The following is a 23,105-nucleotide window of genomic DNA, read 5'->3' on the forward strand; positions in this document are numbered from 1 at the left end:
ATTTAGGCTCTTATTAAAAAAAGAATTTAAAATACCCAAACAACATTGTATGAAACTTAACAGTATAAAAAGATTAAATTTAATTAAAAATGAAATAAATATGAGAAAGTTTACATTATCACGGAATAGATTATTTGTTTTATTTATTGCGATTACATTATTTAATTGCTCCTCTAATAATAACGATATTATAGAACATAATAATGACTCCAATAAAATTGAATTTGATGGTTTAACGTATCAAATAAGTAATGGCCTTATAGAGAAAACTGGTAGTAATAATGAATACTCTATAGCTAGAGATATACCTTTTTCTGTTTATTGTTTATTATAAAGTTCCTCTTACAGAAATTAACTAAAAACACAACTTCTCAAGATTTTCTACGTTATTTTAAATAGGTTACTCCAACTAACAAACAGTCAATGATTTTAGATCTGTTTGAAAAAGTCACCTCTTTAGAATTGTAAATGTTTACTTGGTTTTTAGAACATTAGTAGAAGTTTAGGTTTAGAATTTTAAAATAATAACTATTTAAAAATCTTCCTAAATTATTTCAATTCAACTCATAAATTAAGTTATTTATTGGCTAACTGTGTATTAACTGCCCATTTATGAGTTGAATTATATAATAGTAAACGATTCAAATAAGCTGATAAACAAAAGAAAAATGATGTTTATCTCTGTTTTAAATTAAAGACTAAAATCAGAATATTGCTTTAAAGGGTTATTAAATACAATTTTCAAACTTTATTAAGCATTCATTTTAGCCCAAGAATAATCTGCTAAATCTCTTAATTCTTCAGGTTTTTTAACCCATTGTCTTTTTGCATCAATAATTCCAAAAAACATTCTTGTAAAAAAGTAAAGTTTACCATCTCTAACTTCCCATGATTTAGGATTAGGGTTTGCTTCAGCACCTTCAGACATTGCAATAGCACAATATCCTCCATATTGTGGAGCGAATTTTTCTGGAGATTTTTCAAATTTTGATTTATTTGCTTCAGACGCAAAGTAAAAAGTACCATTTTCAAAACTTGCTGTTATTGATGCATTTCCTTTTTGTGGTTTTCCATCAAAAAATGATACAACATCATATTCTTGTGCTGCAATTCCTTCTTTTAAATTATGTTTCATTTTAATTTGTATTAGTTTTAATTGTTTTAAAGTTGTTTCTTAATGATTATTCTTATTTTAATCTACTTGCTTTTTTTTCTCCCCAATTGATTAACTTTCTGTAGGTATTGCTAAGTTTTAGAAGTTTCTTTTCCAAGCACTTCCATAACTTTATAGCGTTTACTTCGTAATTTTTTTTGTAAATTGATCTTGCCTAATACTTACTGCTTTGTATGAATATTTTATTAAAGAAAAAATTCCTGAAAGCATCATTATAATACCTATAACAGCTATATAAACAAGACTATTTTTTATAGAAGCTATTTGTAAACCAGCAAGCACCCCTGTTATTGCTAAAAAGGCTACAGCTATATAAAAGAATACCATTGCTCTATTTAAGGTTTTTAACTGTACTAATTTTCTAGAAATAATAGATTCTGGCATTTCTTGTTCTTTAATTAAAGAAGCTACCTCATTACTCAAGGTAATCATTAAGTTTGATGTTGATAGAATTAATAAACCTATACCAGGTAATATTGTCATAGGTAAATACCAATTGTCCATACGTATTAATTGAAGTTAATATTTTAAAAATCTAGTTTTTATTATAAAAATTGTAAATAAAACCAATGGTAATAAATTCATCATTTAGATTACCAGCTATTCCTTTAAACTCAGAAAAAATAAACAGATCTTTTAGTTTATAATGGATTCCAATACCATAATTAATACCAAAATCATTTTCTTTTTTATGTTCGTCGTTTTCTTCAACAAACCTTTCATTTTCTATGGTATAATTAATTCCTGATAAAGGGTAAACTCCTAAACTTTCATTTAACTCAAATATATAGTGTGCATTAATATTTAAATCAATAATCGATTTTTCGTATCCCTTATCAGTATTTTGATAAGGGAAATATGAAATTTCAGGACCAAAACAAAAAGATTCATTAACTCCGTAATAAAATCGGCCATTTATACCTGCCAAACTATGGCTTAATTCGAGTGTTGGTCCAAAACCAACAATAAAACTTTGCTCACTTTCATTATGTTCTGTTTCTTGAGAAACTGTTATTAGAGAAGATAAACCAAAGCCTATTATAAGCAAGTATTTATATACCTGCATAATTAATACCAGATAAGAGATTCATTTCTCTATTATATGTAGAAAGATCATCATGATTAAACTTAGTAATATCATCATAACCACAAGAACGTGCAACCACTCTAATTAAATCGTTTGTTGCTTCAAAATAATTTTGCAGTTGTTTGGCAGAAGAATCTATCATAATTCTACTACGCAATGACTCTTTTTGAGTAGCAATTCCTACAGGGCAGTTATTACTTCCACAAGCACGCATACCTAAACAACCAATAGCTTGTAATGCAGAGTTTGATACTGCTATAGCATCAGCGCCCAACATCATTGCTTTTGCAAAATCTTCGGCAACACGCAAACCACCAGTAATTATTAAAGTAACATCTGTAGCACCAACTTTGTCTAAATATTTTCTTGCTCTTGCTAATGCAGGAATGGTTGGTACATTAATATGATCTCTTAAAATAGTAGGAGCAGAGCCTGTTCCTCCACCACGACCATCTAGAATAATATAATCTACACCCACATCTAAAGCAAACTGAATGTCTTTTTCTATATGACTAGCTGCTAATTTAAAACCAATAGGAATTCCTCCTGTATGTTTACGTACTTTATCAGCAAATATTTTAAAATCTTCTACAGTATGAAAATTAGGGTTTGCTGCAGGTGAAATCGCTGTTTCTCCTTCTTTTAAACCTCTAACATCAGCAATTTCTTTACTTACTTTATTACCTGGTAAATGTCCTCCAGTACCTGTTTTTGCTCCTTGACCTGCTTTAAAATGGAATGCTTGTACATTATCTAATTTATCCCAAGTAAACCCAAATTGTGCAGAAGCTAATTCATAAAAGTATTTAGAATTATTTGCTTGTTCTTCTGGCAACATACCACCTTCACCAGAACAGATTCCTGTACCTGCTAATTGTGCACCTTTAGATAAAGCTATTTTTGCTTCTCTAGATAGAGCTCCAAAACTCATATCACTCACAAACAAAGGTATATCTAATTCTAATGGTTTTTTTGCTTTTGGTCCAATCGTAATTTTAGTTGCAACAGCTTCATGATCTAATAATGGTCTAGATGCTAATTGTGCTGGCAAAAACTGGATATCATTCCATTGTGGAAGCGTAGTTCTGTCAACACCCATAGAAGCAGAAAAACCATGATGCCCAATATTTTTTAATCCGTTTTGAGCTAACTCTTTTATATAACCTGTATAAGGTTCTGTTTCTTCTGGATGTGTATCTGCATAAGCTCCTAAATACTGATCACGATTAAATGGTTGTGGGTAATTTGTTAAATAGGAATCAATTTCAAACTCATCAACAAATAAATTATCTCCTTCAATTTCAGTAGAAAATTTATGAAGTACTTCTTTGTTATTGTATTCAGAAACACCAGAATCTACACGATAATCCCAACCATGAACACCACAAATAAGATTATCTCCATCTACATAACCATCAGACATTAAGGCTCCTCTATGCAAGCATCTTCCGTAAAGTACAGAAATTGCATCATCAAATTTAACGATTACTAAATCTAAGCCATTTATAAGTGCGTGCTTAGGTTCTTTATTAATTAACTCACTTAGTTTTGCAATAATTACTGGTTTTTTCATAAAATATTGGTTGTTTATTAGTTTAATAGTCTTGATGTTGTCGATAACGTTTTTAATTACTTACAATATACATTTCACTTACTAACATGTATTTAAACAAACTGGTCGTTTATCAACTATAATAACATCTCTAAACCAAGATACCCCATGCAAACACAAAATTTGGCTATTTAGTAGATTTTGCTCAGTATAGATTCAAGATTTACCCAGTAAGTGCAAGTTATTATTTTCTAAAAATGGGCTTTTTAGAGGTTAACACGAGGAAGACTTATAGAAATAGAGTAGTAGGTTGTAATTTCTATAAACCGATTAATTTCTGGGTTTCAATTAAAAGAGTATTTCATTTTATCTACTTGTAATGATAAGTGTAAAAAAGTCTCGGAATGATTTTATAGTATGTTCTAGCATACATTTAAAAAAAAATAAAATATTTATTAGGATTTATTTGAAAACTTAGTATATTCGCGCACCTTTAATAGAAAAGGTAGTTATTTATAACAAAAGCCGATGTAGCTCAGCTGGCTAGAGCAGCTGATTTGTAATCAGCAGGTCGTGGGTTCGAGTCCCTCCATTGGCTCAAATAACAATTACATTTTATATGTAATTGTTATTTTATTTAAAACAGTAAATAACTAGGGGAGATACTCAAGCGGCCAACGAGGACGGACTGTAACTCCGTTGACTACGTCTTCGCAGGTTCGAATCCTGCTCTCCCCACACTTTTTTCTTTTCTTTACTATAGATTTAATATTCAAGGTTTTTTATTTAATGTTCAAGGTTTTGGATTTTAGGTTTTGGATTCAAGATTCATGAGCCAAGATTGGTTTGGTGTTAGAAGTGACCAAATGAAAGCGCTTAAAGTACATTGAGTAAGTATTGTAATTTAGAATTAAGTTGTTAACTGATCTTATTATTAAAACCAAACGTCATTGCGAACGAAATGATAGTGCAGTAAAGCAATCTTTAAATTAAAACTAACAAATAAATTACAATTAACATTCAATTACTGTCATTCCTGCGAAGGCAGGAATCTCCTCATTAACTAAATCCAAATCACACTGTCAGTTCGAGTGATTTTGAGGTACGAAAAATTGTATCGAGAACTCATAGTTTACATTAAAAAAAGCTACTTACATAATATAATACTAAATTCTATCCTCACTGTCAGTACGAATGATTTTGAGGTACGAAAAATTGTATCAAGTACACATAAAGTTAGCATAAAAAACCTACAACACATGTTGCCACCATTTGACCATTTGTGAACCTTTCTGACACTAAATGACACTCTCTGACATTGAATGACCCACTTTTCTAGATTTTAAGGGGTTTTGTTCGAGTCTTGTTCGGGTTTTGTTCGGGTGAGCTAGGGGTGTATTTTTTAAAAATTGACGTTTTAGGGAAGAGACCCGAAGCAAACTCGAAGGAAGCCCTAGAAAGGACACAAAAATGCTGGTATTTTGAGGTAGAGAGCCCGTTTTTAGTGTTTTGTTCATTTAAAATAAATGTCATTTCGACTGTAATGGAGAAACCTTTTTCTAAATACTAGATTTCTCAACTAAACTGCGTTTACTTCGAAATGATAGTATAAAGCTACAGTATTTATATAAATGTTTATAAAATGGTTGAAAAACAATAATATAAATAAGCTAATACAATCGTCCTATAATGTTCTGCGTTATGTTATGTTATGTTATGTTATGTTATGTTACTTTGCTTTGGGTTAAAGCGAGATTAAATCTTCAATTTTTCTTTTATTTTTTTCTTCTCAAATCTTTCTTTAAAAATGTAATGGAATGCGCTTTTTACGAAACGAAGATAGGAGTGTAGTGAAATGTGTATGGAATGGCATAATATTAACGAAAAATATATCAATAAGTCATTAAATCCTCATAAATATTATCAATTTGTTATAATATTGAAGTTTGTCCTGACAATATTCTATTGGCATAAAATTTGACTTTAAATTAACTTAAATAATTAAAATGTTATAATATGAATGATTTAAAAGTTGGAGATGTAGTTGTATTAAAATCTGGCGGACCAAGTATGTCAATATATCAAATTGGTAATGATGTTAGCTGTAAATGGTTTGATGGTAATGAACTAAAATACGGTGGTTTTGTAAAAGAAGAATTAGAACTAGAACAATAAATTCTACTTTTTAAAAAAAATTATGCGGAGATTTTCCCTCTACATTTCCGAAAAGAATAATAATCTTTTCGGAGTTGGCAGAGCGGTCTAATGCAGCTGATTTATAACCAGTCGAACTCTCACAGGTTCCATGGGTTCGAATCCCATACTCTCCGCAAGAAAGACTCTCGAAAGGGAGTCTTTCCCATTTATAATAGTTCTTTAAAGTATTAATGTTAATAAACACTATCATTTTGTTAATAGTTTATATCTCATTAAATGAGATACTAAAACACTATTGTTTAATTTTGTATCTGTAAATCAATACTTTATAATGAATCGTATAAAAGAAGTTTTAGAAAGTAAAGGTATTAAGCAAACTTGGTTAGCTGAAAAATTAGATAAGAGCTACAATATGGTTAACTCATATGTGCAAAATAGGAGACAACCGAGTCTTGAAGATTTATTCAAGATTGCAAAAATATTAGATGTTGCAGTTGCTGAATTACTAGAAACTCATACTTCTAAAAAAACTTATAATTCTATACAATCAGCAAATTTTAATGTTGCTGAAGGTGAAGAAGAGTATGAAAAAATGATAAGTATACCAATATTAGGAAATGTTGCATGTGGATATCCGCTTTTTGCTGAAGAAAATATTGAAACAGAAATTTCTATTTCAACAAAGCTCATTAAAAATGATAAAAAGTATTTTATTCTTCGTGCATCTGGTGACTCAATGAACAAAGCTAATATTGATGATGGAGATTTAGTTTTAATAAGAAAAGAACAAACCGCTGAAGATGGAGATAGAGTAGTGGCTTTAATTGATGATGAAGCTACAATTAAGGAGTTTAAAAATAATACAGACCATATTGTTTTGTTGCCAAAATCAACATCTAAAGAGCATCAGCCAATTATATTAACAAGAGATTTTAAAATACAAGGCATTGTAGAAAGTATAATAAAAATATAAAATGTAAATAATGAAAAAGAATCAACACGTAGTTCCACATAATAGTGGTTGGGCAGTTAAAGGAGCAGGGAATCAAAAGGCAACAAAAGTCACTTCTACTCAAAAAGAGGCAATTAATGTAGCTAGAAATATTGCGAAAAATCAAAAATCTGAACTTTTAGTTCATAACCAAAAAGGACAAATTCGACAGAAAGATAGTTTTGGTAACGATAATTTTCCACCAAAAGGTTAATACTAAATATATATGATGAGATTCATTTTAAAAATATTAGTTGCATTAATTCTAATTATCATTGGTTATAATATAGATGAATCGCTTCGTCCCGAATTCATTGGAGGCGGCTATATTTTACTTATCACTGTTTTGACAATTGATAGTTTTAATTTCTTTTACAAAAACAGAAAAAGGTTAAAATTAACCTTGCATTGTTATTGGATTAGCCTATTTGGAAAATACATAAGATTTTCCATGTCATATCAGTATGTAATTAAGGTTAATGATAAATACCTATTAGTACAAAATGCAAATCCAAATTGGAATTGGTATCAACACGTAGGAGGGAAGTATAAAAGATTGCCTGAAACACAAAGTGTTTTGAAGGAAATGAATGCAACTGATGATTTAAAAATGAAAACAGCTGGATTAAAAAAAGGTGATTTAGCGGTTTTTGTCCCTGCTAGAAATGCAATGAAGTTTCTTGATTGGTTTAATAGTGAAAAGAACCGTGAAATTTCTCATTGGAGAGAATTTTACGAAGAATTATTGGGTGGAAAAGCAGATAATCGAATCCTTAAAAAAAAGAATTTCCCATACGTTAATTACAGATTTATAAAATCAGTACAAACGCCATTAAAAAGAGCTCCTATTGAATCGGGTTGGGATTGTTGGGAGATTTTGCAATATGATGTTTTAGAATTGATACCAAATGAATCACAAAAAAAGGAATTGGAAGAATTATTATCTAAAGGAGATAGTGAGTATATCAAATGGGCTAGTGCCCAAATGATTAATAAACTAGGTTATGATGAGGGAGAGTTAAACACTAAATACAATATTGGTCCGCACACAAAGTGGGTTTTAAATTTAAAATGGAGTAAAGCATGATATTATTTAAAAATAAAAATACGCAGTTAGACGATTTATTAGCCAGAATCGCTGAACAAATTCAATTAGATGATACGCGTAAAGAAAGAATGGAAACAGCTTATAGAGCAATCGAGAGTTTACTTAATGAAGATACGGGCTTTTTTAAAGACGCCGTTTTTGAAATATACCCTCAAGGTTCAGTTCGAATTGGGACTACTGTCAAACCTACTGGAAAGAATGAATTCGATTTAGATATAGTAGTACATATTATTATGGATTGGGAGAAATATTCTCCACAATATATTTACAATCAATTAAAAAGAGTTCTGCAAAATAGTGATAGATATAAAGATAAAGTTGAATTAAAGAATAGATGTATTCGCCTAAACTACGCTGGTGATTTTCATATGGATATTTTACCTGGTTGTCAAGAAACAAGCTATGACGAAGATAAATTAGTTATACCAGATAGGGAATTAGGAGATTGGACGTCGAGTAATCCAAGAGGTTATGGAAATTGGTTTGTAGACAAATCAAATTTGGCAAAAATGACCTTACTAGAAAAGGCGTATGCAATGGAAAATTTACCAGCTGATGAGTTTTCTAAAAAGAAACCTTTACAAAGAGCGGTTCAGCTAATCAAGATGTATCGTGATGAGTACTTTAAGTCGAACCCTAAAATGGCAACATCCAGCATAATTTTAACAACTATTGCAGGTGAGTTTTATGAAGGTGAAGAATCAATTTTTGATACTATTGAAAATATCATAAATAAAATAAAGCAAAATTTTAACATCGTAGGTCTAGTTGGAAATCGCTTGAAAATATTAAATCCTGTAAACTCTGAAGAGGATTTTAGTGATAAGTGGGATGATGATAAAGAACCTGAATTGTATGAACATTTTAAGAAATTCGTACTTCATTTAGATAAGCAATGGAAAATTTTGAAAGATGAAAATGGTGTTATTGAGGAAGCAAATACAATAAAGGGATTATTTGGTGAAAAAGCATTCTTAAAAGCACAAGAATCACAAGTAAACCAGCTTGAAAAAGCTAGGAAGATGAATAGTATTGGTATCAACACTTCGACTGGTATTTTAGCCGAATCACTTGTTGATAGTACGAAACCAATAAAAAACAATACTTTTTTCGGAAGTGAATAAGCAAAAAACATATAATTTATCAGAGCAATTTATTGCTCTAAAAAGAAGCTATCCCGAATTCAGCGTTAAGCTCTTAAAAGATTGTGTTATATGTTCTGGATTAATAAGGCCTACTTCAAGAAGTATTAATTACTCTTTTAAGTTAAAATATAGAATAGGTAAGCGACCGAAAGTGAATATTTTGAACCCAGAATTAAAGAGGAATTTTAAGAATGATAAAATCCCTCATGTTTATCCATTGAATGAATTATGCTTGTATTATCCTAAATACCAAGAATTTAATTCAAAAATGTTACTTTCTGACTGTATTATTCCATGGACAAGTTTATGGTTATATCATTATGAAAATTGGCATATTACTGGTGAATGGAAAGGTGGTGGAATTCATACTGTACCTAAAAAGAAAAAAAATGAGAAGAAAAAGTAAGTATATTATTAAAGGGGCATTATTAGGAAGTGGAATTATTGCTATAAGTGATATACTTTCTCAATGGTTTGATCATGATAAAAGAGGCGAAAAATTCACATGGGAGAATTATGATGGGAAAAGGACTTTAAAAAACAGCTTAATTGGTGCCAGTGTAGGAGGTGGGGTTGGTTATTTGACAAATGAATTAAAACGTAATAAAGAGAATAAAAATCCTTTTCGTTCGAGTGAGTACCTAAAAGACATATTGAAAAATGAACATTTGAAAGCAGATTCAAAATTCTACAATGATGTACTCAAATATAGAAAGAATGTAAAAGAAAAATTATCGAAAAAATTTAAAGCAGGGTTAGTGGCTTCTCCTGAAGATGCTGGATCATTTCATAAAAGAACAGCGATTGGGTCAAATTATGATCTGGATATAATTTTGCCTTTTCAGAGAAATTATTATCCTACATTAGAAAAGATGTATAATGATGTTTTTGAAACCATAGAAGAATCTTTTTCGTCGAAAGCCAAAATCACTAAGCAAAAGAAGTCCATTGGTTTGACTTTCCATAGCCAAGATGAAGAAGTAATTCATTTTGATATAGTACCTGGTAGGGAAATTAACAATTATGATTTAGATAAAAAACTTAATTTGTATGTTCATCCAAATTGGGCATGGCAAAAAGGAAGCTCAGTAAAATCTAATGTTGGAATTGACAAGGATTTAATGGTTAACAAACCAAAAACTAGAAGGATTGTAAAACTGTTAAAGGTATATAGAGACAGGAATGAATTAGAGTTGCCAACAACAATTATTGATCAATGTGTTGTTGCTGCATTATCAGATGAAAATTATGGCATCAACAAATCTGATAAAAATAACCTGTTGAATAGTATGTTATTCATTGCTAAAAACCTTAGAAATGAAAGAATTATTGATTTGTCTAACTCAAATAATAATTTATCTGACAAACTTACGGATACACAGAAATCTGATATTGCTAGTTTTCTTATAAAAGATGTTAACCGTATTAAACAAGAACCACACTACCTAAAGGAAATATTCGAATTATAAATTATTATGGAGGCTGACTATTGTTAAAAAAAAGGTAGAATACATCAAATAATTATGGCAGTAGATTTTCTAAAATCGGAACTCAAAACCTTTAGTTTAGAATTAACACCCAAAATAAATGGGAGGGAAGACGTTGATTTTTTAATTAGAGATAATCAATTATATCTACAATCAATAAATTTAGACACCATACAATGCAGTATTAAAATATCCAAACAAGAATTAGGAGAACTAAAAGATAACTTGTTTATCACTCTAGTATTAATAATTGATAAAGAACCTAAGGTTGTTTATTTAATTCCTTCAAAAGATTTAACGCAATCTAACAGCAACATATTTATAGAGAACGAAGTAAGTTTAATGCCTAGTTTATCAAATTGGGAGATTAAAGTCTCTTCAAATACAATTCCAGAATTTGCGAAATACGATTTAGAAAATATGATTAGTAAACTTAAAAGTTAGTTTATTATGTTAAATAGCTAACACGTTTTTACCCAGATGAAGCGTTGGCAAATGGCCTAATATAAATTTGTTAAAACAATAGGAGAAGGAGCGTAATATTTTAGAGAGTTAACAATAAATAGTATTGATTATCAAAATGTTAAAACCTTTTCAAAGTGAAGTTAATAATTACAATTTATTCTAAAATATAGCGATTGAGCCGTGATTGTTTCCAAAATTATATGTGAGCCTTGATTTTTTTGTTTCTTTTTTTATCAAGAAAAAAAGATAATAATTAACCCTTACAACTAACAATTTTAAAATCTAATTCTAAATTTAATTAAATTCTAAAAGCTAAAAAATGTTATACAAATGCTTGATTAGAACAAGTGCATAGAATTTTATTTTTTTAAAATTTATGCTCTTGTGGTAAGTTTACGAAAATGGTATTAGAAAAAAATATTAACGGATTATTATAGAATAATAAATTTTTGAACAAACTAAAAATGTTAGCTTTTGTGCGGCTGCAAGCGTTGGAAAATTGTGTTTAAAAAAATTACTGCGTAGCATAATTATTTTTAATAAAACAATATGACCGATTTTGGCAAGAGGCAATTTTACATAATGTCGAATTATAGCTACAAATGTGTAACGAGAAGTTTCTTGAGAATCGCGTATACGAATATAAACTAGAACTTCATAAGCCGTAATTTCTTTTAACATAATTATTAACGATATAGACCTAAAGGCACTATATCGATAATTATGTGTAAATAGCCTGAAATACGGCTATACAGCAATTACTATATATTTGTGCTATAATTTATATTATGTAAAATAGAATATTTTGCAACACACCTATTAGCCCAGATTTAACAAAAATATCAAATTACATGTTTTGTGTGTAATAATTGTAATCCTTTAAAATAGCATCAATAAATTCCGTATCACTTTTGTGTACAGATTTAATATCGGTTACTTCTAAAATTTTGGAACGCAATTTAATTAAGGTTTTATAATCACTGGTTTTAATTGCAGTTTTGTATGTTTCTTTAATAATGCGTGCATCATTATCAGAAAGTTTAATTACACTTGCATACGTTGGTACATAATCCTCTTTAATATTTTCAAGTATGGTTTGCGAGAATTGTACATCATCCTTTAAATAAATTACAATGGTATTGGCAATAATATCACCAAAACGTTGACTATGATTGGTAAATAAAATTAAAAGAAAACCAACTAATTTACCGAAAAAAAACAACGTAAGTAATAAACCTGCTTGGTCACCTAAACCTAAAGAAGCTGCATAAATAAACAATAAAATAAATAGATTAAAGTCAACAATACGTAAAAACCAACGAATTATATAATCTGTAATACTGGGTTTAAAACCATCAATATTAATTACTTTAATCTTTAACAAACGTTTGCCTAGGGTTTGCCCATCCAATAAAATTTCAGAATACAAAGTATAAAATGTTATCGGCAATAAAAAAAGTACTTCCATGGCTTTTATGGTCCAACCATCACCATTAAAAGTATCATCTATAAGGTTAAAATCAAATAGTTTAGCTGCAAAATAAAAGTACGCAAACTTAATAACGTTATCTACAGAAAAAGCCAAAAGACGTTGAAATACATTCGCTGCTGTAAATTTTATATTTACATTTTGTGCTGTTTTTATTTGGAGTGTTTTCATGCAATGATTAAATTCGCTCTAATGAGAGAGGTGGCTTTTATAAAGCAAAATAAAGAAAAATGGCTTGAATTTGAACAAGGATTTCAAAATAAAGATAAAAAAAGTCCTGATGACATTGCCAACTTGCATATAAAAATCATGAACGATTTGGTATATGCACAAACCTATTACCCTAAAAGTAAGGTTACTGTATACTTAAACAAGCTAGCAAAATCTAGTTTCGATCACGTTTACGATTCTAAAAGAACAAATCAAAATCCGTTTATTTACTTCTTTTTAGACAAGGTACCACTACTCTGCTATCAATACAGAAAATACTTTTACCTTTCATTTATCGTCTTTTTTGTCTGCTTTTTTGTGGGTTTACTTTCTACTTTTAATGATGAAACTTTTGCAAGACAAATTCTTGGCAACAATTATGTAGACCTAACTATAGAGAATATAGAAAGCGGAGATGCAATGGCTATTTACAAAGGGGGTAGCAATTGGGGTACATTTATTGGCATTTACGACAATAACCAAAGAGTGGGTTTATACATGTTTTTATCAGGCATATTCTTAGGAATTGGTACTGCTTTTTACGTGGTAAAGAATGCAATTATGGTGGCAGTTTTTCAGGCTTTCTTCTATCAATACAACAGTTTATTCGATAGTTTAAAAGGAATTTGGATTCACGGTACTTACGAAATCTTTGGAATTATCATAGAAGCAGCAGCTGGTTATATTATTGGCGCAAGTATATTATTTCCAGGTACTTTAAAACGTTTTGAGTCTTTTAAAAAAGGAATTAGAGATGCCTTTTACATTTTTATAAGTACCATTCCGTTTACTATAATTGCTGCATTTTTAGAAGGTTATGTTACTCGCTATTCCAACAAAATGCCAGCCGTATTTTGTTTCTTAATCATAGGGTTTAGTTTGGTGAGCATTAGTTATTATTATTTGATTTTGCCTTTTAAAGTGGCACGTAAACACAGTTTAAGGTAAATGAAAACACTATTAGCTTCCCTCCTTTTTTGGTGTACATTTTTGTTACAAGCACAAGAAAATTCGGTTGTAGATTCCGTTTATTTTCAAGGTGACAGTATACTACAGGTTGCATTAGATTCTACAGCGTTTCAAAAAGACAGCATTGTATACCTTAAAAATACCCAAATAAGCACAGAAAGAGACTTTAATACAGACCTTAAAGAAAAGTATAAAGGCGATGATTTTGAGTACAAAGAAGAAGAAGAAACTAAAAAGGAAGAGCCAGAGCCAGAAACAGACAGTAATTCCAGTAGTGCATTTTTAGGTCTCTTTAGTTTTTTTATGTCGTCTATTTTTCCTTTTCTTTTAGGCGGATTTGTAATATTTGTGATTTTAAAATCCGTATTAGGTTTCGACGCTCGTTTTTGGAAACCTACGAACAAGGCCAAAACTTCTTCGGGTAAATTAATTTATGAAGATGAAGACATTCACGAACTCAATTTAGAAGCTCTATTGCAACAAGCCATTACCAACAAAGATTTTAGACTAGCCATAAGATATTATTACTTATCTACGTTAAAAGGCCTATCAAACAAGAAAATTATTGATTATCATAAAGATAAAACCAATTCAGAATATCTTTTTGAGATAGAAAATACACAAACCAGAACTGAATTCTCTTACCTTTCTTATGTATATTCTTACGTATGGTATGGCGAATTCCCTGTGGATGAAAATAGCTTTCAAATAGCCCAAAACAAGTATCAATCTTTTTTAAAATCTATAGTTTGATGCTGATAAGGAAAACATTAAAAATACCATTGTTCATCATAGCAACTTTAGTACTACTTACAAGTTGTAATAAAACCAATTGGGTAGAAAACTATAGAGAAAAGGAAAAAAGTCCTTTTGGTACCTATATCATTTACAATGAAGTTAATGATCTTTTTCCTAATCAAGAAATTGTACAATTAAAAGAGAACTTTTACGATTACCTATTTTTAAATTACGATACCACTAAAGCTGATTTTGGCAACTATATTTGTATTAAGAATACTGCCAATAAATTACCAGAAGAGGGTATAAAAGATTTATTATCTTTTGTTTATGATGGTAATAATGCCTTTTTATCTTTAAATTATTTTAGTGATAATTTATTAGAACAGTTAGACATCACCACAAATAATCTAGATAAACTTGTATATGATAATGTAGATTTAAAAGCCTTAAAAGGGGAATTCTCTCTAGTTGATAAAAGCTTTAAAGACGAAACTTTTACTTTTGATAGAAATATACAAAGACACTATTTTGTAACCTATAACGAAAACAAAAGCATTGTTTTAGGTAATGCCAAAATAGATGGAGAATTAGTACCTAACTTTTTAAAGATTTATCATGGTAAAGGTGCTATTTATGTACACAGCAATCCTATTGTGTTTACTAATTACAACCTATTAAAGGGGAAAGAAGTTTATGCAGAGCACCTACTCTCCTATTTGCCTTCTAATACTGTTTTTTGGGACCCTCAAATAAAATGGAGTAAATACGCTAATGATAGAAATGAAGATCATGAGTCCGTATTTAAGTTCTTTTTACAGCATAGCACTTTAACTTGGTTTTTATGCATAACCTTGGCAGGCGTTTTATTATTTATGCTTTTTAATTTTAGAAGAAAACAACGTGCCATTCCTGTAATACACCCTTTACAAAATACCACTGTTGCTTTTACACAAACCATTGCAAGTTTGTACTTAAAAGAGCAAAATCATAAGAATTTAGTCGATAAAAAGATTGCTTATTTCTTAGAAAAAGTACGCACAAAATACTTGCTAAATACAACCAATTTAAACAAAGATTTTATTAGAGATTTAGCAGCGAAGTCAGATAATGATATCAGAAATACAAAATACTTAATCAACACAATCATCACTTTAAATAAGAAGTCAAAATGCACTCAAGAAGAGTTACTTGTACTACATAAAATGATTGTAAAATTCTTAAAAAAATAAGTTTATGGAAACACCAAATGAACCATTACAACAACCAGAACATATAGAGACACCAAACAACCTTGCTTTTGAGAGTAGAATCGATTTGTCTGAATTACAAGAAAGTGTTTTTCAAATAAAAAAGCAATTGCAGAAGGTAATTGTAGGCCAAAAAGAAATGATGGATTTACTGCTAGTTTCGTTATTAGCAAACGGACACGTTTTAATAGAAGGTGTACCAGGAGTTGCCAAAACCATTACAGCAAAGTTGTTGTCTAAAACCCTAAATATAGGCTTTAGTAGAATTCAGTTTACACCAGATTTAATGCCTTCGGATATATTAGGGACTTCTGTATTTAATGTAAAAAGTTCGGAATTTGAGTTTAAAAAAGGACCTATATTCTCTAATATGATTTTAATTGATGAGATAAACAGAGCACCTGCCAAAACACAAGCAGCAATGTTTGAGGTTATGGAAGAAAAGCAAGTAACTATGGATGGAACCACATACACAATGCAAGAGCCATTTATAGTGTTAGCAACTCAAAACCCTATAGAACAGGAAGGTACTTACAGGTTGCCAGAAGCGCAATTAGATCGTTTTCTATTTAAAGTTATTATAGAATACCCAAATGCAGAAGAGGAATTAGAAATCATAATGAGAGAGCAAGCTTTAGAGAACACTACTAAAGTTGGCAAAATAGAGACAATTATTGAGGGCGATAAAATATTAGAATACAGAAGTTTAGTGAATCAAATAAAAATAGAAGAAAACTTGTTAAAATACATCGCAAACATTGTGGTAAATACAAGAACCAATTCCTTTTTATATTTAGGAGCTTCACCAAGAGCAAGTATTGCTATTTTAGCTGCATCTAAAGCATTTGCAGCCATAGAAGGTCGTGATTTTGTTACACCAGAAGATATTAAAAGAGCAACCATTCCTGTTTTACAACACAGAGTAATTGTTACTCCAGAAAGAGAAATGGAAGGTTTAACCAGTAAACAAATTATAGAACAAATCATTGAAGCTGTAGAAATACCAAGATAAATATAGTCCTTGCGAAGAAGTTACGACTGAAGCAACCTTATCATTAACCACAAACTTACTTCATCCATAACAAAGACTAAAAAAAGTAAAACATAAACCATTACATCATTTGTGAAAAACCTATTCAACACACTCTTTTTAAACAATCGATTCTACTATGCTTTAGGTAGTATTGCTACCTTATTTGTAGTTGGTTTCTTTGCACCTATCTTTTTCGAAATCGCTAAAGTGTTGTTTTTCATCTTAATTGTCTTAACTTTTATTGATATTCTTATTTTATATCAAACTAAAAATGGGATTGAAGTACATCGAAATTTACCAGAAAGATTATCTAATGGTGATGAAAATAAGGTTTCTTTAATTATTAAAAACAATTATCCTTTTGTTGCACATTTGTCGCTTATAGAAGAATTGCCTTATCAATTTCAGAAAAGAGATTTTATTTTTGAACAAATCATCCAAAAGAAAACAGACCAAACCATTCATTATAAATTAACACCAAAAGAAAGAGGAGTTTATCTTTTTGGACATATTAATGTATTTGCAAATTCAGGTTTACAATTGGCAACTAAAAAATATGTTTTAGCAGATGAAAAAGAACTTAAATGTTACCCATCTTTCTTAAGACTAAAAGAGTTTGATATTAAAAACTTTAACAGCTCTACCACTTCTTATGGATCTAAAAAAGTAAGAAGAATAGGGCATTCTTTAGAGTTTGAACAAATTAAGGAATATGTTTCTGGTGATGATATTAGAACCTTAAACTGGAAAGCCACTGCAAAAAGAAACCAATTAATGGTGAATCAATTTGTAGAGGAAAGATCGCAATCTGTCTATGCCATTATTGATAAAGGTAGAGCTATGCAAATGACTTTTGATGGATTAAGTCTGTTAGATTATGCTGTGAATGCAACTTTAGCCATCAGCAATGTCATCCTTAGAAAACAAGATAAAGCAGGTATGTTATCTTTTGCAACAAAGCTAGAAGATTGGGTAGTTGCAGAAAGAAGAAACTCGCAAATGAGTTTAATTTCTGAAGCCTTACACAATATTAAAACCAATTTCGAAGAACCTGATTTTAGTACTTTATATTCCGTAGTAAAAAGAAAAATAACACACAGAAGTTTATTAATTCTTTTCACCAACTTCGAAACAATTGATGGGTTAAACAGACAACTCCCCTATTTAAGAGCTTTGGCTAAAAATCATCTGGTATTAGTGGTGTTCTTTAAAAACACAGAATTAGATGCTTTGATTGATTCAGAATCAGATGATATTCAAGGTGTTTATGACAGCATTATAGCAGAGAAGTTTATGTACGAGAAGAAACGCATTGTAAACGAATTAAAAAAGTACGGAATACAGTCTGTATTGACAAAACCACAAGATTTAACAGGTGCAAGTATCAACAAATATTTAGAATTAAAATCGAGAGGTTTGTTCTAAATTATTAAATTTAAAAAAAAATAAACTATGAATTGGTATTTAAAAGTATTGCAACAATACTCAGATTTTAAAGGCAGAGCAAGACGAAAAGAATATTGGATGTTTGTTTTAATTAATGCAATCATTTCTATTTTAATGAAGGTTTTAGATAATGTTTTTGGAACAACTTATGGTTTTTTAAATGAAGATGGCTATTTAGAGACTATTTATAGTTTAGCCACATTAGTCCCTACCTTGGCTGTAAGTGCTAGAAGAATGCACGATGTTGGTAAAAGTGGTTGGTATATGCTAATACCAATTTACAATTTAATTCTTTTTTGCACTGATGGTGAATATGACGTTAATAAATGGGGAGCAAATCCAAAGCACGATCAGCAAGAATTAATGATAAATGAAATAGGAAAAGAATAAAAAACAAACTATGAATTGGTATTTAAAAGTATTACAACAATATGCAGATTTTAAAGGCAGAGCAAGACGAAAAGAATATTGGATGTTCTTTCTTTTTCAAATACTAATCATAGTATTACTTTCACTAATAATAATATTTTCTTCTGGCGGATTTGATAGTAATGAAGAACCTAGTGATATAGGATTAATTATACTAGGATTTTACTTTTTGGCTACATTAATACCAACAATTGCTGTATCAGTAAGGCGTTTACACGATACAAACAGAAGTGGCTGGTGGTATTTACTAGTTATTATACCATATATAGGGCGTTTTGTATTGCTTATTTTTAATTGTATGGATAGTTACAATGGATCAAATAAATGGGGAGAAAACCCAAAAGGTGTTGGTAATGATACTTTAATCAATCAAATTGGTACAGAATAGTAAAACACACGAATTATTAGTTAAAATTACAACCAGTTTACACAAAATTTTAAGGACAGAGTAAGTTTTAAAGTTTTTTAATGTTGAGATTATTCAATTTTATTATCACTTCTAGCAAATCCTTTTTTACATTTCTTTAAGACTTATAAATATTGGATGCAAGTTATATAGACTACTTTTGCAGGCTATGGCAATTAAGCAAAAATCTGAGTTAGAGTTTATTATTATAATGGCATCACTAATGTCTTTAGTTGCCTTGTCTATAGATGCATTATTGCCAGCAATTGAAAGTATTAGTACTTCTTTAAATGTTGTAGATCAGCATAATAATCAATTGTTAATTACAATGATTTTTTTAGGCTTAGGAGTTGGCCAACTAATTTCTGGGCCATTGTCAGATAGTTTTGGTAGAAAACCCGTTATTTATGTAGGTTTTATCATATTTGCTTTAGCCAGTTTAATTTGCATTTTTTCTACAAGTTTAGAAATGATGATTTTTGGAAGAATTTTACAAGGTATGGGGCTTTCTGCACCAAGAACTATAAGTATTGCTATGGTTAGAGATCGTTTTAGTGGTAATTATATGGCTAAAGTAATGTCTTTTGTTGTAGCCTTATTTATTCTTGTACCTGTAATAGCACCTGCCATTGGTAAAATATTATTAGACGCTTATGGTTGGAAAGCAATTTTCTACAGTCAGTTAGTATTGGGTACTTTTTTTATGATTTGGTTCTGGAAAAGACAACCAGAAACCTTAAAACCAGAAAATAAAAAGAAGTTTAAATTCACTCTATTTATTGAAGGCAGCAAAGCGTTTCTAAAAGATAAAAACGCTGTAATTTTTACTATTTTCTCTGGATTTATAACAGGTTCTTTTATGGTATATTTAAGTGCTAGCCAACAAATATTTGAAAATCAATACAACTTAAAAGAAGAGTTTCCTTTTATTTTTGCAGGTTTAGCTTTTGGTATCGGATTTTCTACTTTTTTAAATGGAACTTTGGTTGTAAAATTCGGAATGCTGAAATTGGTAAAAATGTTTGCTATCATTTTTACTATCATTCCTTTAATTTATACGATTTTGTTTTATGGAGAGCCTAACCCAAGTGTTTCTATCTTAATTGTCTTTTTCTGGTTTCAATTTTTTGCTTTGGGATTTTTGTTTGGTAACACTAGAGCATTAGCCATGAACAATATTGGGCATATTGCAGGAATTGGAGCTGCTTTAAATGGATTTGTTTCTACAATTATGGCTGTACCTATTGCTACATTTATTGGTAGTTATATCAGTACTTCTGCTTTACCTCTATTTTTAGGTTTTCTTGTATGTGGTACAATTTCTTTAGCATTAATTCAGTATTTAGAATTTTCGAAGAGAAAAAGCATTAAAGTAAATACTATTTAGAATTTATAGATTCTTGCCAAGTACCATTATAATTAATATTACTTCTATGACTGCTGTTAATTGATAAAGTAGCTTTGTTATTTACAAACAAGATTAAATTAATATTTAGGGTTTCATCTTTAGTTTTTACAACGTACTTTAGAGAATACCTTTTTTTCTTTTTATTATAGGTAGTTGTTCCTTTTTCAGGATTGCCTTCAAATTTTAAGCCAACATCAGAGCCATAAGTACTACCAATTTGTCTTACGCCATAATAAGGTAATTCAAAAAAAATAGAATCATTTTTCACTCTAAAATAATTAGCATTCCCAATTAAATTTATGTTAGACATATTACTACCTACAGGCAATAACTTTTCTAAACCTCTAACATTAGCCATTGGCATTGGGTTTGCAGAACCAGCAGTAAACTCAAAATGATTGTTAGCAACCATTTTTTGTAAAGCCTCAAGTTCTGGTACTGTAACTGTACTTTTACAAGCTGTAAATAACAGTACAGGAATTACTAAAAATAAATATTGAAATTTAAAATTCATAAAATATTGATATATAGTGTTTTAAATTTACTAAAAAAGAATTAAAAATCAATTAAAATAATCTTAAAAATTTAAATCGAAAATATAGTATTTTTATCCCCTTAAATCGAAAAATGAGTTTAGAAATTATTTTTGAAGACGATTATTTACTTTGTGTAAGTAAACCTAATAATGTTTTAGTACATCATGCCTATCATTCTAGAAATGTTGCAGATGAAGATTCTTTGTTACAAATTATAAAAAATGAAATAGGTTTAAAAGTGTATCCTATTCATAGATTAGATCGTAAAACATCAGGAATTATTCTGTTAGCAAAAGAGAAAGAATATGTTTCTAAATTTCAAGAATTGTTTACGAATAGCGAGATTCAAAAAACTTATTTTGGAATAGTACGTGGTTTTTCTCCTGATGTAAAAACAATAGATTCTCCTGTAAAAGGTAGAGATGCTAATGTGCACAAAGACGCCTTAACTGAATTGAAAACTTTAGCAAATATCACTTTAGATATTCCTGTAAAACCTTATGATTCTTCACGTTACAGTTTGGTTCAATTATCACCTAAAACAGGAAGAATGCATCAATTAAGAGTGCATATGAATAAAATTAGTCATCCTTTAATTGGTGATGCAAAATATGGTGATAAAAATCATGATGTAATGTATGCTGAAAACTTTGGCTGGCAAAACTTGTTTTTACATGCAGGTAAATTAGAGTTTATACATCCTTTTACATCAGAAAAACTAATTCTAAAAGCTACCTTTCCAGGAGATTGGCTTTCCTTATTTGATAAATTTGATTGGAGAAATCCGTTATTATAAAGAAACCTACAAGGGATTCAAAACCTTACAGGTTGTTTTTTACTGTTCAATAGATTGTGCATAAAAACCAATCAATTCTCCATTATCAAAGCTTGGTGTTATTTCTATAGGATTGCAACAAACCTCACAATCTTCTATATAGGTTTGTTGCTGAACACTGCTATCTAATAACATTGAAATTTCTTCCCAACAATAAGGACATTGAAAAAAATGTTCCACTATTCTTCTATTACTTTTAAAATTAATTTTCCTTTTTTATCCCCAGAAAATAATCTATTATAAGTTTCTTGAAAATTTTCAATACCAACATAAATATCTTCTTTAGATTTTAATTTACCTTCTTGCATCCAAATTCCCATTTGTTGGGCAGCTTCACCAAATTTAGTTGCATAATCCATAACTACCATTCCTTGCATAGTAGACCTTGTAACTAAAAGAGATAGGTAATTGCTTGGTCCATTTATTTTAGATTTGTTATTGTATTGAGAAATTGCCCCACAAATTACAACTCTAGCATGCATTCTTAATTTACTTAAAGCTGCATCTAATATAATACCACCAACATTATCAAAATAAACATCAATTCCTTTTGGGCATTTTTTCTTTAATGCAGAATATATATTTTCTGATTTATAATCTATAGCATCATCAAAACCCAATTCATTTATAATGTAATCGCATTTTTCTTTTCCACCAGCAATACCAATTACTGTGCAGCCTTTAATTTTAGCTATTTGACCAACAATACTACCAACTGCACCTGCAGCTCCAGAAACTAAAACTATATCTCCTTCTTTAATTTTACCAACTTCAGTAATTCCGAAATAAGCTGTCATTCCAGGCATACCTAATGTACCAATATAAACAGGCATTGGCGCTAAATTTGTATCAACTTTATACCAATTATCACTATTAGAAATTACATATTGCTGTACACCACCCCAACCAGAAACTACATCACCTATATTAAATTTTGGGTTTCCATTATTTTTGATAATTGTACCAATAGAACCAGCTCTCATAACATCATCTAGAGCAATAGGTGGAATGTAAGATTTAGAATCGTTCATCCAACCACGCATTGCAGGATCTAATGAAATATAATGCTGTTGAATCAAAATTTCATCTTCTTGTAATTCAGAAATTTCATTGCTTTCTAATTCCCAAGTATCTGTATCTGGCATACCTACAGGACGTTTCTTAAATATAACTTGTTTATTTTTCATGTG

General features: G+C 29.8%; 26 protein-coding genes and 3 tRNA genes. 21 read left to right on the plus strand and 8 right to left on the minus strand.

Going from position 1 to position 23,105, the window contains the following annotated elements:
* Nucleotides 1-100 precede the first annotated feature (100 nt).
* Nucleotides 101-334, plus strand: coding sequence for a hypothetical protein (locus KO506_RS13115; protein WP_215995378.1), 234 nt, complete (start codon nt 101-103; stop codon nt 332-334).
* Nucleotides 335-751: 417 nt separating this feature from the next.
* Here KO506_RS13115 and KO506_RS13120 read toward each other — a convergent pair whose 3' ends face one another.
* The 4 genes from KO506_RS13120 to KO506_RS13135 all read right to left on the minus strand — a co-directional run bounded on the left by KO506_RS13120 (nt 752) and on the right by KO506_RS13135 (nt 3,834).
* Complete coding sequence (locus tag KO506_RS13120; protein ID WP_215995379.1) at nt 752-1,135, minus strand: YHS domain-containing (seleno)protein; 384 nt, start codon at nt 1,133-1,135, stop codon at nt 752-754.
* Between the two features lie 159 nt (nt 1,136-1,294).
* Entirely contained in the window at nt 1,295-1,678 is a 384-nt protein-coding gene (locus tag KO506_RS13125) for a hypothetical protein (RefSeq protein WP_215995380.1), read from the minus strand.
* A 31-nt stretch (nt 1,679-1,709) separates the two neighbouring features.
* Nucleotides 1,710-2,240: an outer membrane beta-barrel protein gene (locus KO506_RS13130; RefSeq protein WP_215995381.1), complete on the minus strand. Its 531-nt coding sequence runs from the start codon at nt 2,238-2,240 to the stop codon at nt 1,710-1,712.
* On the minus strand, nt 2,227-3,834 hold the full coding sequence (locus KO506_RS13135) for a glutamate synthase-related protein (RefSeq protein ID WP_215995382.1): 1,608 nt from the start codon (nt 3,832-3,834) through the stop codon (nt 2,227-2,229). The genes KO506_RS13130 and KO506_RS13135 overlap by 14 nt, the downstream gene beginning before the upstream one ends.
* Nucleotides 3,835-4,337: 503 nt before the next feature.
* On the opposite strand from KO506_RS13135, the gene KO506_RS13140 reads away from it, so the two are divergent.
* The 11 genes from KO506_RS13140 (at nt 4,338) to KO506_RS13190 (ending at nt 11,145) form a co-directional block, all read left to right on the plus strand.
* A tRNA-Thr gene (locus KO506_RS13140) sits at nt 4,338-4,411 on the plus strand.
* Nucleotides 4,412-4,469: 58 nt separating this feature from the next.
* Nucleotides 4,470-4,551: transfer RNA gene (locus tag KO506_RS13145), tRNA-Tyr, on the plus strand.
* A gap of 1,278 nt (nt 4,552-5,829) precedes the next feature.
* Nucleotides 5,830-5,988 (plus strand): DUF2158 domain-containing protein, encoded by a 159-nt coding sequence (locus KO506_RS13150; RefSeq protein WP_215995383.1) that lies wholly within the window; start codon nt 5,830-5,832, stop codon nt 5,986-5,988.
* A gap of 70 nt (nt 5,989-6,058) precedes the next feature.
* Nucleotides 6,059-6,143, plus strand: a tRNA-Ile gene (locus tag KO506_RS13155).
* 158 nt (nt 6,144-6,301) lie between these two features.
* Nucleotides 6,302-6,943 carry a transcriptional repressor LexA gene (gene lexA, locus KO506_RS13160; protein WP_215995384.1) on the plus strand — a complete coding sequence of 214 codons (642 nt, stop codon included), beginning with the start codon at nt 6,302-6,304 and terminating at the stop codon, nt 6,941-6,943.
* A gap of 10 nt (nt 6,944-6,953) precedes the next feature.
* On the plus strand, nt 6,954-7,175 hold the full coding sequence (locus KO506_RS13165; protein ID WP_215995385.1) for a DUF2188 domain-containing protein: 222 nt from the start codon (nt 6,954-6,956) through the stop codon (nt 7,173-7,175).
* 237 nt (nt 7,176-7,412) lie between these two features.
* Entirely contained in the window at nt 7,413-8,048 is a 636-nt protein-coding gene (locus tag KO506_RS13170; protein ID WP_215995386.1) for a hypothetical protein, read from the plus strand.
* Nucleotides 8,045-9,193, plus strand: a complete 1,149-nt coding sequence (locus tag KO506_RS13175) for a nucleotidyltransferase domain-containing protein (protein WP_215995387.1) — start codon at nt 8,045-8,047, stop codon at nt 9,191-9,193. Before KO506_RS13170 ends, KO506_RS13175 begins: the two co-directional genes overlap by 4 nt.
* A 181-nt stretch (nt 9,194-9,374) precedes the next feature.
* Nucleotides 9,375-9,620 (plus strand): hypothetical protein, encoded by a 246-nt coding sequence (locus tag KO506_RS13180; protein ID WP_215995388.1) that lies wholly within the window; start codon nt 9,375-9,377, stop codon nt 9,618-9,620.
* Nucleotides 9,604-10,683, plus strand: coding sequence for a hypothetical protein (locus KO506_RS13185; protein WP_215995389.1), 1,080 nt, complete (start codon nt 9,604-9,606; stop codon nt 10,681-10,683). Before KO506_RS13180 ends, KO506_RS13185 begins: the two co-directional genes overlap by 17 nt.
* A gap of 54 nt (nt 10,684-10,737) precedes the next feature.
* Entirely contained in the window at nt 10,738-11,145 is a 408-nt protein-coding gene (locus KO506_RS13190; protein WP_215995390.1) for a hypothetical protein, read from the plus strand.
* An 868-nt stretch (nt 11,146-12,013) separates the two neighbouring features.
* Here KO506_RS13190 and KO506_RS13195 read toward each other — a convergent pair.
* Nucleotides 12,014-12,826, minus strand: coding sequence for an RDD family protein (locus KO506_RS13195; protein ID WP_215995391.1), 813 nt, complete (start codon nt 12,824-12,826; stop codon nt 12,014-12,016).
* A 21-nt stretch (nt 12,827-12,847) separates the two neighbouring features.
* On the opposite strand from KO506_RS13195, the gene KO506_RS13200 reads away from it, so the two are divergent.
* The 8 genes from KO506_RS13200 to KO506_RS13235 all read left to right on the plus strand — a co-directional run bounded on the left by KO506_RS13200 (nt 12,848) and on the right by KO506_RS13235 (nt 20,523).
* On the plus strand, nt 12,848-13,813 hold the full coding sequence (locus KO506_RS13200) for a stage II sporulation protein M (RefSeq protein WP_215995392.1): 966 nt from the start codon (nt 12,848-12,850) through the stop codon (nt 13,811-13,813).
* On the plus strand, nt 13,814-14,587 hold the full coding sequence (locus tag KO506_RS13205; RefSeq protein ID WP_215995393.1) for a DUF4129 domain-containing protein: 774 nt from the start codon (nt 13,814-13,816) through the stop codon (nt 14,585-14,587).
* Nucleotides 14,587-15,804, plus strand: coding sequence for a DUF4350 domain-containing protein (locus KO506_RS13210; protein ID WP_215995394.1), 1,218 nt, complete (start codon nt 14,587-14,589; stop codon nt 15,802-15,804). The genes KO506_RS13205 and KO506_RS13210 overlap by 1 nt, the downstream gene beginning before the upstream one ends.
* 4 nt (nt 15,805-15,808) lie before the next feature.
* Nucleotides 15,809-16,834 (plus strand): AAA family ATPase, encoded by a 1,026-nt coding sequence (locus KO506_RS13215; RefSeq protein ID WP_215995395.1) that lies wholly within the window; start codon nt 15,809-15,811, stop codon nt 16,832-16,834.
* A gap of 111 nt (nt 16,835-16,945) precedes the next feature.
* A complete protein-coding gene (locus KO506_RS13220) occupies nt 16,946-18,280 on the plus strand; it encodes a DUF58 domain-containing protein (RefSeq protein WP_215995396.1) in 1,335 nt (444 codons plus the stop codon).
* Nucleotides 18,281-18,307: 27 nt separating this feature from the next.
* Entirely contained in the window at nt 18,308-18,691 is a 384-nt protein-coding gene (locus KO506_RS13225; RefSeq protein WP_215995397.1) for a DUF805 domain-containing protein, read from the plus strand.
* 10 nt (nt 18,692-18,701) lie between these two features.
* Nucleotides 18,702-19,118, plus strand: coding sequence for a DUF805 domain-containing protein (locus tag KO506_RS13230; RefSeq protein WP_215995398.1), 417 nt, complete (start codon nt 18,702-18,704; stop codon nt 19,116-19,118).
* Between the two features lie 187 nt (nt 19,119-19,305).
* Complete coding sequence (locus KO506_RS13235; protein ID WP_215995399.1) at nt 19,306-20,523, plus strand: multidrug effflux MFS transporter; 1,218 nt, start codon at nt 19,306-19,308, stop codon at nt 20,521-20,523.
* Here the strand turns inward: KO506_RS13235 and KO506_RS13240 are convergent.
* On the minus strand, nt 20,516-21,058 hold the full coding sequence (locus KO506_RS13240; protein WP_215995400.1) for a DUF4251 domain-containing protein: 543 nt from the start codon (nt 21,056-21,058) through the stop codon (nt 20,516-20,518). The genes KO506_RS13235 and KO506_RS13240 overlap by 8 nt on opposite strands.
* A 113-nt stretch (nt 21,059-21,171) precedes the next feature.
* Between KO506_RS13240 and KO506_RS13245 the strand changes: the two genes are divergently transcribed.
* Nucleotides 21,172-21,876, plus strand: coding sequence for a pseudouridine synthase (locus KO506_RS13245; RefSeq protein WP_215995401.1), 705 nt, complete (start codon nt 21,172-21,174; stop codon nt 21,874-21,876).
* Between the two features lie 39 nt (nt 21,877-21,915).
* Here KO506_RS13245 and KO506_RS13250 read toward each other — a convergent pair whose 3' ends face one another.
* Nucleotides 21,916-22,098: a CPXCG motif-containing cysteine-rich protein gene (locus KO506_RS13250; RefSeq protein ID WP_215995685.1), complete on the minus strand. Its 183-nt coding sequence runs from the start codon at nt 22,096-22,098 to the stop codon at nt 21,916-21,918.
* Entirely contained in the window at nt 22,095-23,102 is a 1,008-nt protein-coding gene (locus KO506_RS13255; protein ID WP_215995402.1) for an NADP-dependent oxidoreductase, read from the minus strand. Before KO506_RS13255 ends, KO506_RS13250 begins: the two co-directional genes overlap by 4 nt.
* Nucleotides 23,103-23,105 lie beyond the last annotated feature (3 nt).

It is taken from the genome of Polaribacter vadi (assembly GCF_018861005.1).
Taxonomy (GTDB): Bacteria; Bacteroidota; Bacteroidia; order Flavobacteriales; family Flavobacteriaceae; genus Polaribacter; species Polaribacter vadi_A.